Source organism: Bremerella sp. P1 (genome assembly GCF_028748185.1).
GTDB lineage: Bacteria > Planctomycetota > Planctomycetia > Pirellulales > Pirellulaceae > Bremerella.
The window spans coordinates 3,165,740-3,182,541 of record NZ_CP118164.1 but is presented as its reverse complement, the minus strand read 5'-3'; the positions used below and the strand labels follow the sequence as shown (position 1 = coordinate 3,182,541).

Annotated in this window: 15 protein-coding genes; 12 read left to right on the top strand and 3 right to left on the bottom strand. The window is 54.6% G+C overall.

The genetic code is table 11. The annotated features are described in order from the left end of the window. Positions 1-67 precede the first annotated feature (67 nt). Together PSR63_RS13335 and PSR63_RS13330 are read right to left on the bottom strand one after the other, a co-directional pair. Positions 68-658 (bottom strand): FHA domain-containing protein, encoded by a 591-nt coding sequence (locus PSR63_RS13335; protein WP_274333949.1) that lies wholly within the window; start codon positions 656-658, stop codon positions 68-70. A 251-nt stretch (positions 659-909) separates the two neighbouring features. After that, entirely contained in the window at positions 910-1,764 is an 855-nt protein-coding gene (locus PSR63_RS13330) for a PspA/IM30 family protein (RefSeq protein WP_274333948.1), read from the bottom strand. A gap of 605 nt (positions 1,765-2,369) precedes the next feature. On the opposite strand from PSR63_RS13330, the gene PSR63_RS13325 reads away from it, so the two are divergent. Then, positions 2,370-2,573 (top strand): hypothetical protein, encoded by a 204-nt coding sequence (locus PSR63_RS13325; protein ID WP_274333947.1) that lies wholly within the window; start codon positions 2,370-2,372, stop codon positions 2,571-2,573. A 30-nt stretch (positions 2,574-2,603) separates the two neighbouring features. Here PSR63_RS13325 and PSR63_RS13320 read toward each other — a convergent pair whose 3' ends face one another. Continuing rightward, on the bottom strand, positions 2,604-3,596 hold the full coding sequence (locus tag PSR63_RS13320) for a DMT family transporter (RefSeq protein ID WP_274333946.1): 993 nt from the start codon (positions 3,594-3,596) through the stop codon (positions 2,604-2,606). Between the two features lie 97 nt (positions 3,597-3,693). Here PSR63_RS13320 and PSR63_RS13315 point away from each other — a divergent pair, with 97 nt between their 5' ends. The 11 genes from PSR63_RS13315 (at position 3,694) to PSR63_RS13265 (ending at position 16,801) form a co-directional block, all read left to right on the top strand. Further along, on the top strand, positions 3,694-4,857 hold the full coding sequence (locus tag PSR63_RS13315) for a CinA family protein (RefSeq protein ID WP_274333945.1): 1,164 nt from the start codon (positions 3,694-3,696) through the stop codon (positions 4,855-4,857). Positions 4,858-5,108: 251 nt separating this feature from the next. After that, positions 5,109-6,155 carry an ROK family protein gene (locus tag PSR63_RS13310; protein WP_274333944.1) on the top strand — a complete coding sequence of 349 codons (1,047 nt, stop codon included), beginning with the start codon at positions 5,109-5,111 and terminating at the stop codon, positions 6,153-6,155. Between the two features lie 92 nt (positions 6,156-6,247). Continuing rightward, the gene (lepA, locus tag PSR63_RS13305) at positions 6,248-8,062 is read left to right on the top strand and encodes a translation elongation factor 4 (protein WP_274333943.1); all 1,815 of its coding nucleotides are present in this window, start codon (positions 6,248-6,250) and stop codon (positions 8,060-8,062) included. Positions 8,063-8,170: 108 nt separating this feature from the next. Continuing rightward, the gene (locus tag PSR63_RS13300; RefSeq protein WP_274333942.1) at positions 8,171-9,427 is read left to right on the top strand and encodes a S26 family signal peptidase; all 1,257 of its coding nucleotides are present in this window, start codon (positions 8,171-8,173) and stop codon (positions 9,425-9,427) included. Positions 9,428-9,587: 160 nt separating this feature from the next. Continuing rightward, positions 9,588-11,339 (top strand): signal peptidase I, encoded by a 1,752-nt coding sequence (lepB, locus tag PSR63_RS13295; RefSeq protein ID WP_274333941.1) that lies wholly within the window; start codon positions 9,588-9,590, stop codon positions 11,337-11,339. Between the two features lie 19 nt (positions 11,340-11,358). Continuing rightward, entirely contained in the window at positions 11,359-12,129 is a 771-nt protein-coding gene (gene lptB / locus PSR63_RS13290; RefSeq protein WP_274333940.1) for an LPS export ABC transporter ATP-binding protein, read from the top strand. A gap of 26 nt (positions 12,130-12,155) precedes the next feature. Next, positions 12,156-13,181, top strand: coding sequence for a class I SAM-dependent methyltransferase (locus PSR63_RS13285; RefSeq protein ID WP_274333939.1), 1,026 nt, complete (start codon positions 12,156-12,158; stop codon positions 13,179-13,181). A 216-nt stretch (positions 13,182-13,397) separates the two neighbouring features. After that, positions 13,398-13,775: a hypothetical protein gene (locus PSR63_RS13280; RefSeq protein ID WP_274333938.1), complete on the top strand. Its 378-nt coding sequence runs from the start codon at positions 13,398-13,400 to the stop codon at positions 13,773-13,775. A gap of 217 nt (positions 13,776-13,992) precedes the next feature. Next, positions 13,993-14,388: a BlaI/MecI/CopY family transcriptional regulator gene (locus tag PSR63_RS13275; protein WP_274333937.1), complete on the top strand. Its 396-nt coding sequence runs from the start codon at positions 13,993-13,995 to the stop codon at positions 14,386-14,388. Next, the gene (locus tag PSR63_RS13270) at positions 14,388-15,929 is read left to right on the top strand and encodes a M56 family metallopeptidase (RefSeq protein ID WP_274333936.1); all 1,542 of its coding nucleotides are present in this window, start codon (positions 14,388-14,390) and stop codon (positions 15,927-15,929) included. Before PSR63_RS13275 ends, PSR63_RS13270 begins: the two co-directional genes overlap by 1 nt. A gap of 77 nt (positions 15,930-16,006) precedes the next feature. Further along, complete coding sequence (locus tag PSR63_RS13265) at positions 16,007-16,801, top strand: class I SAM-dependent methyltransferase (RefSeq protein ID WP_274333935.1); 795 nt, start codon at positions 16,007-16,009, stop codon at positions 16,799-16,801. Position 16,802: the final 1 nt, after the last annotated feature.

The following is a 16,802-nucleotide window of genomic DNA, read 5'->3' as shown; positions in this document are numbered from 1 at the left end:
TTGATAAGTTTACAACCTCTTGTTCCCGCTCTCACGCAGACGGTGGAAAGGGAACAAGATTTTGTTTTCATGCCCGGCCTAGCGGCTCCAGGCAAAACGAAACCTCTTCTCCTTGGACCGTTTCTCCTATTCTGATCGATGTCGCCGGCTGGGTCGAATCGCCTTGAAATAGGGGTGTCTTCGATTTCAACAGCAGCTTAATTCCCTGCCGATAAACGACCACATCGTGCTGCCACTGGGGGCACACAACATGATTGTTCGACTTTGGGCCCATCAGCAGCGAATCTGCCAACAGCACCACTCCATCGCAGGCCGGCTCGGTACGATGCCGACTAACAATCTTCAGCACGGCTGATGTGCTTAGAGGATGCGGCTGGGTGAACTGTAGCTTCACGCCTCGTCCCAAAGTCATCACATCGCGGTGTTTCAACAGCGAAGGACGATCGATCGATTGGTCGTTGAGCTTAACTTCGGACAATGGCTCCACAATGTATTCGTCTCCGCTACGCTTGATGGCAGCGTGACGACGACTGATATCTCCCATGATAGGGATATCAACCTGGGCGGAAGCCATCGCCTGGCCAATATTAATGCGATCGGCCAGCAGCAGCATAAAGCCGCCGACCCCATCGATCCACATTTGCAGGCGGTCGCTCACATTCCCTCTTCGATTCGCGAAATCTGGCTCAACTATGGACATTCGCTCTTGCTCGTGTTGGCTAATACTAAGTTTATCACACAAGCCCCCGCCCCTAACCTGTTCGTTCTGGCAGCCTCAATCTTGTCTCTATCCCCCGCAGACGGGGAGAAAAACATCGGCCGCCCCCGCGCGTGCCGAGATGGCTTGCAACTTTAGTAAGCTGAAGCCATCTCAACCTCGCTGGAGAATTCCAAGGGTCAATCCGTGCCCTAGTTCAGCTGAGAAAGCTCAATTCGCTTGGTCAGCTTCTCGGCAGCCTTCGTGTCAACTTCGGCTAGTTCTTCTTCGTCCAATTCAATTTCCAGACCGAAGTACGAAGCGACTTCGTTGCTGATGTCGGCATCGACCTGCTCGTCCAACTGGATTTCACCAGCCAACTCGCCATCGACATCGACCATTCGCTCGGCCACATCGATACGGGTCCGAATCTCGTCAATCAGACGCTTAGTCTTGGAGAGGTGACTATCGTCAAACGCGAACTTGCTCGACGTTTGGGCCACTTCCACCATCTTCTGGCGTGCTTCCAGGTTCTCGACATCGACTTCCAATTGTCGGCGAGCGGTCAGCATGCCGTCCAGCTTGGCACGAGCAGCTTCCAAACCTTGTTCCCGAGCGCGAAGAATGCTTTCCAACTTCACACGGGTAGCATCCTGCGTCTTGAAACGCTCGAATCGGCCGGCAAGGTCGGTCTGCACGGCATTACGCGAGTACTCGTGGCCGGCATACGTGAAGTAGGTGCTGCCGGAATCGAGATCGTTCTTCAGACGAATAATATCCGACCGGTTGGAAGCCAGCTTCTCTTCCAGGTCGCCAACGCGCGACTGAAGCTTTTCAACTTCCACTTCTTCCTTCGCAATCAAATGCATGTTGCGACGAATCTCAGGAGTCAGGTCCTGAATCATCTTGCGAGCCCGATCGAGTTCAAACTCGACAGGAACGCTGTTTTTGACATTGTCCGTCACACGACTGGCCGTCGTGGAGATGTAGCTGTAAGCGTCGGTTCCAAAAACGAGCCCAGCCAACAGTGCGGCACCGACTCCGGTGCATGCGAGTTTCTTAATCATCACTCAACCCTCTCTGAAATAAACGGAATGACCCTCGTACTTTTCCTGCCCGGCACGGCTTTCCGGATCGTGAATGACGGCCGCAACCGAGCGGTTAACTTGCAGGCATAGATAGGACTTCGCCGTGAATTTGCCGATCTTTGGATTTTTTTCCCGTTTTTTGACATGCTGTCAGAGGTAACTGTGACGAGAGCAGAAATAGGCCAAAACGTCCTTTCTCGATCAACTCTAGCGAGGGGCAGGGCAGCCGGGCTTGGTCAGAATGACTTCCCTTAACACGAGTTGTAAGCTGCAGTTCCCAACTGCAATATGCAATCGCTCAGCGGACAGTTAGGATGGCAGGCCGTGTGAAACTTGTTGATGAAAATGGCAGCTGATGCCTTAAGACCACACAACACACACTTCGGCTGCCCGCAAAGTGAGTTGGCCCTGAAAAGCCCCAACTAGTTGATAAATTTCACGTTAGGAAAGAATCGCGACGCCCCATTAAGAAATTGTGCGAACTTGGCACCACGGTTGCGGTGTCATGTTGTGACCAGAAGCCGTCCACCTAAACGAGCACCTCTTCCTTCGAATTGCGGCTCGATCGGATAGGAGAAATTTCAATGGATCACTCGACGCCATTCAAGCTGGTTCACGAGCCACCGAAGACCCCGACAGGGAATTTTGTGGTCTACCAGGCACTCCCCGAAGATTCGCTGGCACAGTTGTCTGATTGGATGGATCACGCGTTAGAGATCCTTGAAGAAGAAAACGCTCTCTTCGTCTCACCTAATTCGAGCCGAAAGCATTTGGTCAGCAGCCGTTAGGGCACAACGACCATAATAAGAAATATCCAATTATCGGCCGTCTCCAATGACGGCCGATTCTATTTCTGGGGCCTCTTTCAAACGCTCGGGCAACGGCCTTTCTCTGAGGCCCATCATCACTACGCCCAGCACGGTCAGCACCACACCAAATATCAGATTGATGCTGTACGCTTCATGGAACAAGATGACCCCGGCCAGGGCCGAAAGTGGATTCTGAAGCGAGTTCGCCGCATTCCCAATAATGACCGGAGCGTATCGAAATGATAACGTCAGCGCAACGAACGCCGCGGCATTCAAAAGTCCGGCAATCAATAAGACTCCATACTGGGGCCAGGTTGTCAGCCCGATTTCTTCCAGTCCCGAAGTGTATAGACTCAAGGGGCCGAGTATCCCCATCCCCACCGCGCAGATGAGCGAGGTAGTCATGAACATGCTCACTTCGCCCGAGACACCCCGTCGGATGGCCACACTCAAGAAGGCGTAGGAAGTACCCGCCAACATCGGAGCCACGATTCCGGCGCCGATCAACAACCACCCTGATGAGTCTTCGACGACCGATTGAACGGCTCCTCGACCTGCCAAGCTCAGGGTAATCAGGGCCAACACCAAGGATGCCGTTCCCCAGCGCTGCCATCGGGTTAGGGATTCCTCCAGCAACCATTTGCTAATCATCACACCAACCACAATCATCGTCCCCAGGCACAGCGGGACGCTCATGGCGACCCCGACAATGCCGAAGCTCCACTGGAGCATAGCGTTGCCCAATAACTGGCTGATAATCGCAGCCACGATAAGAATGAAGATCGAGGAAGCCTTGGGCATGGGTGATCGCTCGGTGCGAACCTGCCAAATGGCAATCGGAGCGAACAACACGACTGTGGGAATCGCCTTAAGAAACGAAACCCAAACCGGATCCAGGTTGGTGAGCCAGCGCAAACAGATGTTGGCCAGCGAGTAGCCTACCGCGGCAAGAACACCACAAATTAATCCTAACCATGGATTCGGAGAGGTTCGCTGCTTCATATACTAAAAGAGTAATCGGTCATGTGCCGCACACGTGTGGTCGACAGCCTCGCGTTTGCGGTCTATTCTTTCGGGGGTATGGGATAGGGAATGGCCAATGAAAGACACAATAACCCATCAACTGATTCGCCAACTTCACCGGTCGCCGTGGCGTTTAGCAGCGGTCGTCACCGGCGGGGGAAGTGAAGCGCTTAGCCAACTGCTGAGCATCCCCGGTGCGTCGGACACCGTGCTCGAAGCGGTGGTTCCCTACTCAAGCGCTTCTTTGGAAGACTTTCTGCGCTATAAGCCAAGTCATTATTGTAGCCGAGCGACCGCCCAAGCCATGGCGATGCGAGCCTTTTTCCGTGCTCGCGACTTACAATCACGAATTTCTCCCGAAGATCTTGATGACATGCACCTTGTGGGGATTGGGTGCAGCGCCAGTTTGCGGAGCCTTCGCCCGAAAAAGGGGCAACATCGCGTTCACATCGCCGTGCAGACCGCCACCAGCAGTAGCATCGCCTCGCTGGTTCTGACAAAAGATTCGCGAGATCGTGGACGCGAAGAGAACGTGGTTGCCGCCTTGCTGCTCAACCGGCTGGCCGAAGCCACAGGTTTCTCCGATCGAATCCCGCTAGATTTGCTTCCTGGAGAGCGCGTTGACGAAACAACGGCCAACGCCTGGAGTTCGTGGACAGATCTTCTGCTAGGCAAACGAACCGCCGTCTGTGTTCCCAAGGCTGAACAGGATGCTTCGCTGGAGACTTTCAGCGGGGTCCTGTTTCCTGGTGCATTCAATCCGCTTCACGAAGGGCACCAGACGATGGCGGAAGTGGCCGAAGAGATTACTGGCCACTCGGTTGATTTTGAAATATCGATTGAAAACGTCGACAAACCGCCGCTCGACTTCTTCCACATCAAGTCGCGGGCCGAACAGTTTGAGGCTCCGCAACGCTGCTGGCTGACGAAAGCTCCGACATTTCTGGACAAGTCCAAGATCTTCCCAGAGGCCACCTTTGTGGTCGGTGCCGACACAATCGTGCGAATCGCCGAGCCGCGTTACTACCAGAATTCCCCTCAGCTTCGCGATGCTGCTATCAGTGAGTTCGCACAGCAGAATTGCAAGTTTCTCGTATTTCCCAGAGTGGTTGGCGAAAGCTTTCTGACTTTCGATCAGCTGAACCTGCCAGCGAGCCTGTCGAAACTCTGCCAGTCGGTTTCCGCTTCGCAGTTTCGCATGGATATCTCGTCGACCGAGATTCGGACTGGCACGTTCTAGCGAAACATTTCTCAAGCGACCGTAGCTTCCCAGTAGCGACATCAGTCGCTGTATTCGCCGATCGGTGCGTCACAACAATCCAGGCGATTGTTTTTCGTGCGCATTTATCCCGCCTATTGAAGCCTGGTCACCTTAGATGCGTTTTAAGGGAAACAATGGAGCGGATTGCGACTGTAAGCTCCCTTTCATATGATTAAGGTCGCTCCCCAAGCGGTCTTCCGTTCGACCACCGTAACAGAAAAGTCAATGCTATGACGTCGGTACCACACATTGATCCAGGTAAAGAGACTCTGCCACTCTTTTGCGGCGTGGACGTTGGCGGCACCAATATCAAGATTGGCCTCGTGGACGATCACGGTAATACGGTCGAGTACAAGAAGATCCCGACTAACGAGACTGAAGGCCCGCAGCGTTACATGGAACGCAGCACCGAAGTCATCAAAGAGATGATGAACGTTGTAGGCCGGCCGATGGATAACATCGCAGCCATCGGCCTGGCCACGCCCGGCACGATGGACATTGAAGGGGGCATGCTTCTCGAGCCCCACAACCTGCCAAACTCGTACAACTTTCCGATCCGCGATTGCCTCTCGCAACTAACGGGACGTCCCGTTGTCTATGCCAACGACGCCAATGCGGCCGCATTCGGTGAATACTGGCTCGGTTCCGGGAAGGAGTTTCGTAGTATCGTCATGCTGACCCTGGGCACAGGCGTTGGTGGTGGGATCATCGTTGACGACCTGCTCATCGACGGAGAACACAGCCACGGGGGTGAACTGGGGCATATCATCATCGATTTCAGCGAAAACGCCCGGACGATTCCGACTGGCCAGCGAGGACATCTCGAGGCCTACGCCAGCGGAACGGCGATTATCAAGCGAACCCAGGAAGCGCTGGCCCTGGACCTGCAGAAGGAAAGTTCGCTCCATGCTCGGGTCGACGGCGGCGAGAAGCTCTCGCCCCTGATGGTCGCCCAAGAAGCGGAAAAAGCTGACAGTCTTTCCTTACACATCGTGATGGAAACGGCACGCTACCTGGGAATCGGGATCGTTTCGCTGATGCACACGATCGATCCTGGGGCCGTAATTCTGGGCGGGGCCATCAATTTTGGGGGGCACGATACCGAATTGGGGTGCAAATTCCTCGATCGGGTCCGCCAGGAGGTCAAAGCCCGGGCATTTCCGGTTCCGGCCCAGCATACTGTGGTCGATTTCGCTCGACTGGGTGGTGATGCTGGCTATTTGGGGGCTGCTGGTAAGGCCCGTGTGGTCGCCCACCGCGATTCCCTGACAACCTAGTCCTGATGTATAATGGGGCGTTTACCCGAATCGTTCGGACATTCGCCGGGTTCCTCCAAGAGCCAACTCCATCCCAGGGCATCTTCATCACGATGGCAATCATCGACCAGAAGTACATTCGGAATTTCTGCATCATCGCACACATCGACCACGGCAAGAGCACGTTGGCCGATCGTCTGTTGGAGAAAACGGCCACCGTCAGCTCGCGAGAAATGAAAGAGCAGCTGCTCGACGACATGGAAGTCGAGCGAGAACGCGGCATTACCATCAAAGCCCGCGCCGTGGTGATGAAGTACAAGCACGAGGGGCAAGAGTACGAGATCAATCTGATCGACACCCCTGGCCACGTCGACTTTCAGTACGAGGTGGGTCGCTCGTTGACCTGTTGCGAAGGGGCCGTCCTGCTGGTCGATGCCTTCCAAGGTGTCGAGGCTCAGACGGTTGCCAATGCTTTTATGGCCATGGAACACGATCTGGAAGTCGTTCCTTGTCTCAGCAAGATCGACCTCAATCATGCCCGCCCATTGGAAGTCGCCGAAGAAATCGAGCACACCTTGGCCCTCGAAGCCACCGACATTTGCGGCATTAGCGGCAAGACCGGCGAAGGGGTCGACGCACTTCTGGCTCGAATCATCGAGCGTATTCCAGCTCCAAAGGGAGATCGCAAGGCAACGCTGCAAGCGATGGTCTTCGACTCGCACTATGACAAGTTCCGCGGTGCCATCACCTACGTTCGCGTGATGAACGGCTCGATCAAGAAGGGCGATAAGATTCGTTTCATCAAAGGGGAAACGAATCACGACGTGCTGGAAGTTGGCCAATTCACACCACGCCCGGTCGCTCGCGATGAACTTGCTGCCGGTCAGGTGGGCTACGTCATCTGCAACATCAAGTCGCTCGAACTGGTAAACATCGGCGATACGATCACCGTCCAAGGAGACAAAGGTGCCAAGGCGCTGCCGGGTTACCAGGAACCGAAGCGGATGGTCTTCTGCGGACTATACCCGTCCGACGGCCAGGACTTTGAACAACTGCGAGACGCCCTGAAGAGCCTCCGCATCAACGACCCAAGCTTCACGTTCGAGCCGGAAACGAGTGACGCGTTGGGATTTGGTTTCCGCTGTGGCTTTCTTGGCTTGCTGCATATGGAAATCGTGCAGCAGCGACTGGAACAAGAAGCCGACATCGACCTGGTGCAGACCGCGCCAAACGTGACCTACCAGATCGTCAATCGCAACGGCGAAACGATCGACATCCACAAACCGCAAGACGTGCCGGATGCCGGCGATATCGAAACGTTCCTGCAGCCGATTGTCCGCGTGAGCCTGATTCAGCCGTCCGACTATATCGGCGCGGTGATGCAGTTGTGTAACGAGCGTCGCGGTATCCACGTTCGCACTGAGTATCTCTCGCCAACGCGATCGATGCTCGTGTACGACATTCCACTGGCCGAAGTGATCTACGATTTGCACGACAAGCTGAAGAGTGCGACACGTGGCTACGGCACGATGGACTACGAAATCCGCGGTTACGAGGAAGCGGACCTCGTACGTATGGACATCCTCGTCAACGGTAAACGCGTCGATGCCCTGAGTATCATCTGCGACCGTGCCGATTCCGATCGTCGAGGACGAGCGGTCGTCAAAAAGCTGAAAGCCGAGATCGATCGCCACATGTTCGAGGTCGCCGTTCAAGCCGCGATCGGCAATCGCGTGATCGCTCGAGAAACGGTGAAAGCCCTTCGCAAGAATGTGACCGCCAAGTGTTACGGTGGTGACATTTCTCGTAAACGAAAGCTGTGGCAGAAACAGAAGGAAGGCAAGAAGCGAATGAAGTCGATCGGTTCGGTCGATATTCCGCAAAAAGCGTTCATGGCAGTCTTGGAAACCGGCGAAGATCGCTCATAATTTCTCTCCCCACCCCTCAGACGCAATTACCATAGAAGTATCGCTCGGCATGCCCCACCCGCCGAGCGATCGCGTCCATTTCGTTTTTTTCCGAAGCTGGAGTCGCCAATGCGGTTTGGCCCACTCTTGATTCTGCTGATCTTCACGGTCTGCGTGGCCGGCTTTGCAGTGGCGACAGCTACGCCGGATCCGGTATATCGGATTGCCAGTGGATCGATGGCGCCAGCGTTGCTTGGTCCGCACTATCCACTGACCTGCGAACAATGCCAGTTCTCAACAGCCCTCGATGCGGTAGATCTTCCCGAACGCGTGACCTGTCCTAACTGTGGCTTTCAAGAAAATCTCGTGGACGCTTCGAAGGTGCGCCCTGGGTATGGCCTGATCTGGGAACCAATCGAGCCTGACCAACTCAAGCGTTGGGATATCGTCTTGCTGGAAAATGCCGAGGCCCAGACCTGGCAAGTGAAACGAGTCGCTTTTCTGCCAGGAGAAACTCCTCGTATTGATCAGGGGGAGTTGTATCGCGGCGAGCAGCTCATCCGCAAGTCACCCCAAGAACGAGAAGCACTAAAGCAGCTTGTCTTCGATCAATCCTACGCTCCGCCTGAGAACCCTCGCTTTCGCAGCGACCAACCAACCGGCAGTGGCTGGAATGTGCGTCGTGGTTCGCTCGGCTTTGCGCCTATCGGAGACACCCAAGCCAACAACAACGACTGGGTTGTCTACGATCATCATCGCTGTCTGCCACCACCTAGCCCTGTCGATCATGCCGCTTCGCCACTGGATAGCTATGGCTATAACCACAGTGTTTCCAGAGAACTGTTTCCGATATTCGATCTGTGGATGGAATTCACGTGTGAACATTGGCAGGCTCAAGGGCTGACGATTCGTCTTCAAGGCAACGACGACCGGTCCACCATTGAAGTTGATCTCGCACAGGGCATCGTTCGGGGAATTAGTCCCGAACAAACGACCGAACTGCCTCTCTCAATCGACAGCCTGGATGGGATGACTGTCAGGGCAGGGGAGTGCGACGGAGCGATGTTTCTCGAACTTCACCACGATCGCCGACATTGGTACTTCCCGCTAGGAAACGCCGACACGCAGTTTGGTAGTCAGCCCTTTGCGATCAAGATCGGTGATGGTCAGGCCATTCTTCGTCACGTGAAGATCTATCGCGACATCGTCTGGCTGGGGCGCCAGCGGCGGCCGACCCCGTGGTCATTCGACCGGGAATTGGGCCCAGACGAAATCTTTGTTCTAGGAGATAACGTCCCGATCTCCGACGACTCCCGATTTGAACTTGGACCGGTCGACGTCCGTAAGAACCTTCGTGGCAAGGTGTTACGAGTGCTAGCTGATTAGCCCTGCGTCCCCAACTCGGGGCCACGACCAGCGCTGCGTCGAATCTCCGGATTGGGTATAGTGGACAGTCCAGGCATCCCTGATGGTTATCCGCCTACGGCGTGATGTCCTACTACTTCCAAGGAATGCCTGCTAGTTTTCAACGAGATGCAGCGGATATATGGCCAAGAAAAAACGCAATCAATCGAACACAGGCTCGTTGAAGGGGAACGATTCGAAGTCTTCCCAGCAATCTGGCGATACCGATCACTTTGCCGTCACACGCGAGTTCATCGAATCACTCGTGGTCGCCGTGATCCTGGCTCTGCTGTTTCGCGCCTTTGAAGCCGAAGCGTTTGTCATCCCGACCGGCTCGATGGCGACCACGCTACTTGGCCGCCACAAAGATGTGGTCGATGAATACTCCGGATACGAATACACCGTGGGTGCAAGCGGCGAAATGGACCGCACGACCAATCGTCAATATCAAAACGTCGTCGAGGCGATTGATCCCCTTTACCATCGCCTGACCGAAATCGGCGATAACCCTTCGTACAGCGGCGATCGAATTCTGGTCAGCAAGTTCGCCTACGACTTTTCGGAGCCTGCCCGCTGGGATGTGATTGTCTTTAAATATCCGATTGAACCGCAGACGAACTACATCAAGCGTCTGATCGGTCTTCCCGGAGAGACAGTACGCATCTTTCATGGCGACATATACATCAAAAAACCAGGCGAGACACAATTCAGCATTGCACGGAAACCACCGTCCAAGCAGTTAACATTGAATCGCTTGATCTACGACACCAACTATCCTTGCCCCATCCTGGAGAAGGCCGGATTTCCCGACCGACTCGAGGCCTATCCGTCCGAAACGCGTACCGATTGGTCCAAGGAAGAGAATGGGGCTTGGACGTGTCAACCAAGTGGAAAGCCAACGTGGCTACGTTACCGACATGTGCTGGCTGACAACGGAAAGACGTTCAGCTATTGGGCTCTCGCAGAACATAATGATCCCATCGACACCCAAAAAGCACGTGAAGAGTGCAGCCAGCTAATTACCGACTTCACGGCCTACAACACGGATACCGTTACTCGCTATCGCAATCACCGATCCTCATCCGGACTGCACTGGGTAGGAGACTTGATGCTCGAGTGTGATGCCACGGTCAAGTCTGAACAGGGCGTTCTCTCGCTCGACCTGGTCGAAGGTGGAACCCATTTCCGCTGCGACATCGACGTGGCTACCGGCAAAGCAACCATCTCCACCGACAATCCGTCCGTCAAGTTTGATCACGAAGGAACGATCGAGGCACAGACATCCGTTCGAGGTTCTGGTACCTATTCACTTCGTTTCGCCAACACAGACGACGAACTTCGCTTGTGGGTCAACGGAAGCCTTGTGAAGTTCAACGCACCGGTAACCTACACACCCCAACAGCCCGTATCTCCGAAATGGAGCCCTGAAGACCCTGGCGACTTGCTGCCGGTTGGTATCGGCACCGATTCGGTTCAGATGACGTTAGACCGTGTGCGTGTGCTGCGAGATGTCTATTACATCGCCGACGGAAAACAATACCGTCACGGTCGAGACACCAGCACGCTGCTCGACTACGAAGTGGCCGGTCACCCAGGCTGGAATTCTCCGACGGATGACCGAATCATGGAGACGCTGACCAACCCCGAGACCTGGAACACAACTGAATTGTTCAACATGCGTCGCGAAGCGGTCTTCACGCTCGAGAAAGGGCAATACTTCCCACTGGGTGACAACAGTGCTGAAAGCCAGGATGGCCGACTCTTCCCGGTGGGTCACCAGTTCGTGCCAGAGCACATGCTCATCGGCAAAGCGCTCTTCGTCTATTGGCCTCATTCCAAGAATAAGCCAGTTCCGTTTTTCCCCAACTTCAGCAGGATGAAGTTCATTCAATAACGGTAGGACCTAACGATTCATGGACGAATCAACGATTCTCTCCGCTCAGAACCTTGTCAAAACCTATGGCCGACGACGCGTCGTCGATGGCGTAAGCTACGACGTGAAGCGTGGCGAAATCGTCGGCCTGTTGGGTTCCAACGGTGCCGGTAAGACCACCAGCTTCCGTATGACCTGCGGCATGGTTACCCCCAACGAAGGCCGAGTGGAACTCAGCGGCAAGGATGTTACGCTGTGGCCAATGTTCAAACGCTGTCGTGACGGCGGCATGGGCTACTTGGCCCAAGATAGCAGTGTCTTCCAGAAACTAACCGTCGAGCAGAACCTACTGGGCGTGATGGAACTGCTGCGAATTGACTCGTACCACCGGAAGATGCGTTGCGAGGAATTGCTGGAACGATTCGATATCACCCACATTCGCAAGTCAAAAGCCAAGAGCCTCTCTGGCGGTGAACGCCGTCGACTGGAAATCGCTCGCTGCCTGGTTTCCGATCCCGAGATCATCATGCTCGACGAACCATTTACCGGGATCGACCCGGTGACCGTCGACAGCATTCAGCTGGTGATTCGCGAACTTCGCGATAGTGGTATCTCCATCCTGATTACCGACCACCAGGCAGAAAAGACGTTGGAAATCGTCGACCGATGCTATGTCGTTCACCGCGGCAACATCCTCTGTCACGGCACGCCTGACGAAGTGGTACGGCACCCCGAAGCGGTTAAGTACTACTTTGGCAACTTGTCGCGAAATAACTTTGGCGACCGTGGGGACATGGATGCGGCAGCCTAGTCGCTAACCAAAATCAGGAACGGCCAATGTCACACCAAGTGTTTCATGCCTGGGATGGATCGGAAGGCGAGATCGGAAAGCTGATCGACGCTCAGGCTCCCTGTCCGATATCTGGGGAACACGCGGCGATCGTGCTCTGCGATCGGGATCGATACGGTTATCCATTGCGAACGGTCATCTCGCAAGCCACAGGCTTGGTCTACGCAGATCCTCGCGCGGACGACGAATCGATTGATGACTTTTATCGCAACACCTATCGTCGCTTCTACAAGTCGGCATCTAAGCCCAAGTGGAAGCATACGGCGCGCAACGCGTTCATCGCAGGCCAGCGGGTCGAAATGATCAAGACGATGGCGTTCAAGGGAGAACCGGTTCTCGACATCGGAACCGGCTCTGGGGAACTGTTGTACGTCGGCCGTCGCAGTGGCTTTGAAATGCAAGGGATCGAGGTCGATCAGGCCTATGCCCAATTTGGCAGGAAGAGCTATGGCGTGAAGATCATCAACACGTCCCTGCGAAAGGCCGTCTTACCAGACGACTACTTCAAAGTGGTCACCATCTTTCACGTTCTAGAGCACTTGTCGGATCCCAAGGCGGCACTCGCCAAGGTTGCGGCAACGCTGAGACCAGGCGGCTATGTTCTGGTTGAAGTTCCCAACGTCGAGTCGCTCGATACTCGCTTCCGCCAGAAATGGCACCCAGGCCATTTGTTCCACTTCAACTGCTGTACCCTTCCGGCATTGGCTGCGGTGTGCGGTTTGGAAACGCTTTCAGTGCATACTTGCCCGCGTAAGAATGTGGTCGGCGCGACGCTACAAAGGCCATTGACGCCGCTTGAGGATCACTGGCAGACATTCGTTGCCGACAACTTCGAGCATACCTGGGAGCTCCTTCAAACCCAGGCCAAACAGAACTGGCATGCGAACTGGTTCGAGCGAATCGGACGAGCTCGCCAGAAGCTGACACGTAACCTTTGTGAATGGTCTATTTCGCTATCTGAGGCGAACCGACGTAAACTGGTCGATAAGGTCACCCGGAACAGAGCCGCTTAGACGAGTATTGATTGATTGCTCGTTATCGGGCCGATATCATCGGACTTCATGGCCGCCATCAAGTCTCGTTCCGTCTGGCCGTATACGTGACCACGCAGTAGGGTTGTGATGCCCGCGACGCAGAATAGTCCGAATCCCTACAGCAGCCCGGCGTCGGAGCCTTCTCCGCCACCGCCCGACAGGTCCCAAGCCGCCCATGGGTTGGGTATTGCCTCGATGGTGATAATCACATGTGGCGCAATTTATCTTGTTGTTGCAGTAGCAACTATCCCGATATCTATCTTGATGTATCGTGATGTCACGGCAGAAAGTGAAGCGTACGCACAGCCGTCGTTTTATCTTGATAGCGCGTTAAAGGCGCTGACTTACGAGTTGGCATTTGCTGTCATTGGCAGCTTGCTGATTTTTGCCGGATGGTCGATACGCAAACGAAAAAACTACTGGGTTAGTGTGATTGGCTCTGTCATTGGATGTTTGCCATTACCACTGGTCATCCTCTCGTTTTTTCCGTCGGCTTGGGCCCTATGGAACTTGTCGCGATCTGGTATTCGCGAGCAATTTCACACCAATCCGATTGGAAGTAGCAAGAGATAAACCCAGCTACATCATGGATTTTTGACCCCCGCGGATTGGTTCTTTGGAACTACTTCCCATGCAAGAGTGTCAGAAATTCTGGTATGTTTTATGTAATCGTTTCGGGGGCGAAACTTTCTACTACTAGCTACGGGTCATCCGTACTCCTGCCAATTAGTCATGAAAGCATTTCGAAGATATTCACGCGACTCTGACTCAAAGTTGACACTTAAATAAAATGGCAAGGCCCAAGCAGGAAACCCCTACGACCGGTGAACTGGAAGTCCTCAAAGTCCTTTGGAAACGAGGTCCCAGCACGGTACGTGAAGTTCTGGAAGAACTGAATAACGAAGAACGGACGCGTGCTTACACGTCTGTCATGAGCCTGATGAACGTCATGGCTGACAAAGGTCTCTTGGACCGCGAACCTCTCGGGCGAGCGTTCCAATACTCGGCCAGACGACCTCAAGAGAAAACCCTGGGCGGCATCGTGAGCGATATCCTCGGCCGCGTCTTCGAGGGCTCGGCACCTTCTTTAGTTGCCCATTTGCTGGAGGAATCTAAACCCAATGCGGTAGAATTGGAACAGATTCGTAAGGCTTTGGAACTATACGAGGAGGAGAATCACGTTTGATGTGGAGCGTGCTGCAAAGCCCCTTGGGTATGAAACTGACCTTCGTTTTGCTGCACTTTGTGTGGCAAGCGACGGTTCTTTATTGTGCTTGGCGCCTCATAAGCACGCTCACTCCATTCAAGACGCCGCAAACCCGGTACTGTGGTGCCCTGGCGACCTTGCTACTGATTCTTATTTGTCCGGCAATTACCTTCGGTCTGCTCGACATCCGTGACATGCCGACCATGGAGTTCTTCGCCGAAGATCCTTTGGCGCTGGTTGCATTAGAATCGACGAGCGAGAAAGAAGCGATCGGCGTCGTAAGTGAACAAAGCACGACGCAAGATCTGCTGATCGCTGCCCGCGAAGATGCTTCCTATTCCCTTTCAAACGTGGCGTACCTCATGGTGCAGATCCAGCCATTCTTAATGTTGGTTTGGACTGCCGGTGTAATTATCCTCGGCTTTCGACTTTGCATCAGCTATTTGGGCACGGTCTGGCTTCGCCGAGTTGGCCTGGTTTCAGTCGATTCCGACCTGCTGGTGCGGTATGCCGAACTGGCCACACGACTGAACTTGCTGTATCTACCCCCAATTGCATTCTCCCGTCGCGTCACTCAGGCAATGACCGTCGGCCTGTTGCGTCCCATGGTGCTACTGCCGGCGGCGTGGGCGACCGAGATTTCACCAGAGATTCTGGAAGCGGTCCTCTCGCACGAACTAGCTCATATTCGCCGGCAAGACTTATGGATTAACTTCCTCCAGCGCGTCGCTGAGACCATCTTTTTCTATCACCCCGTGGTCTGGTGGATTTCGGCGGAAATCCGACGCGAACGCGAAGTTTGCTGCGATGAAATGGCGATCGAAGTCCTTGGGCAACGTCTCCACTATGCCAAGTCGCTGGAACAAGTTGCTACCTGGCAGCTCGATCATTCCAACGGGATGTTGGCCGCGAGCTTCCTGGGGGAAACTCAAGGGCAACTGCTCGGGCGTGTGCGTCAGATTCTCGGAATCTCGACTCCCCAGGCAGGCGAACGATCGTGGCCGGCTGGATTGGTCTTAATGTTTATCCCCATGCTGCTCTGGGCAACGTCGGCAATCTTCTGGTCAGAGTCCGCTTCGCAAGCGAATGCAGAAGAAGTGGTGGCCCCTGCGAGCGATGTTGTGGAAGAAGAAGATCCTCTCCCACTTCGCCCGCATCCCCCTCACCCACACCAGCATGTTGATCACCCACACCAGCATGTTGATCACCCACACCAGCATGTTGATCACCCACGCGGCCACCATCATCCACTTGGACATCGCCACCCGCTGGAGCGTCTCCTTGATGATATCGAGCAGTCTCTCCCTTCGGACGATGACGTTCAACAAGACGACGCAGTCGCCCCTGATGACCAATCGGTCATCGAAGTCTTACACGAGCTGCGGGAAGAGGTTCGTCAGTTGCGTCAGCAGGTCAGAGAGCTAAAAGATCATCACGATCGTCGGCCTCCGCCGCCACACCATCATCCACCTCACGACCGCCCAATTCACCCACATCCAAAAGATGATTTGGACTGGTAATTCCCGTTCCTGATTCTTCGGTCCTTTGCCAGTCGCGTGAGTTGTAACGTTCGCCTCGTGGTGGCCCACTGAGTTCTATGAGTTCATCTTCCTCAAGACCATCCTGGCAGCTCCCTGACGGCGTCACGAGAGGTTCCCTTGACTACATCGAGTCGGCTGCGATCGCAGACGGGTACGACGAAGACCTTGCCTTTGGCAGCGACTTTCAATTCGACGAACAAGTTGTAGCCGAATTCATTCCAGCGACGGGTCTCGTCGCAGACTTGGGGTGCGGAACGGCCCGCGCATTAATTCCCTTGGTTCGCCGTGGAAACCGCGGACTCGCTGTCGATCTTTCAGAGGATATGCTGCGTATCGTCGCCGAAAAGGCTAAGCAGGAGGGCCTCGATATCGAGTGCCTTCAAGCCAACCTGGTGGAACTCGAGGCGATTGCCGACCAATCGGTTGACCATGCCATTTGTATGTTCAGCACCCTGGGGATGATCAAAGGAGCCGCCTACCGCAAGCAGTTCCTCGACCATGTCCATCGCATCCTCAAACCGGGCGGAAAGTTTGTCGTGCACGTCCATAACTTCTGGTTCAATTTCTTTGAGCCAGACGGAGCGATCTGGATCGCATCCCACTTGGTTAAAGCGAAGTTTACCCGCGGGATGGAGCGAGGAGACAAGTACTATCGCTATCGAGGAATCCCCAACTTCTTCCTACACGTTTTCAGTCGCTCGGAATTCGCCAAGTCATTAAGCTCAAGCAACTTCCATGTGAATCGACTCGTTCCACTTCGCATGGATCGACAAGCCGAGCTTACTCAGCCCTGGTTCTTCGGCAACTGGCGAGCCAGCGGCTGGATTGCGTTATGCGAGAAATCGCCGTAGC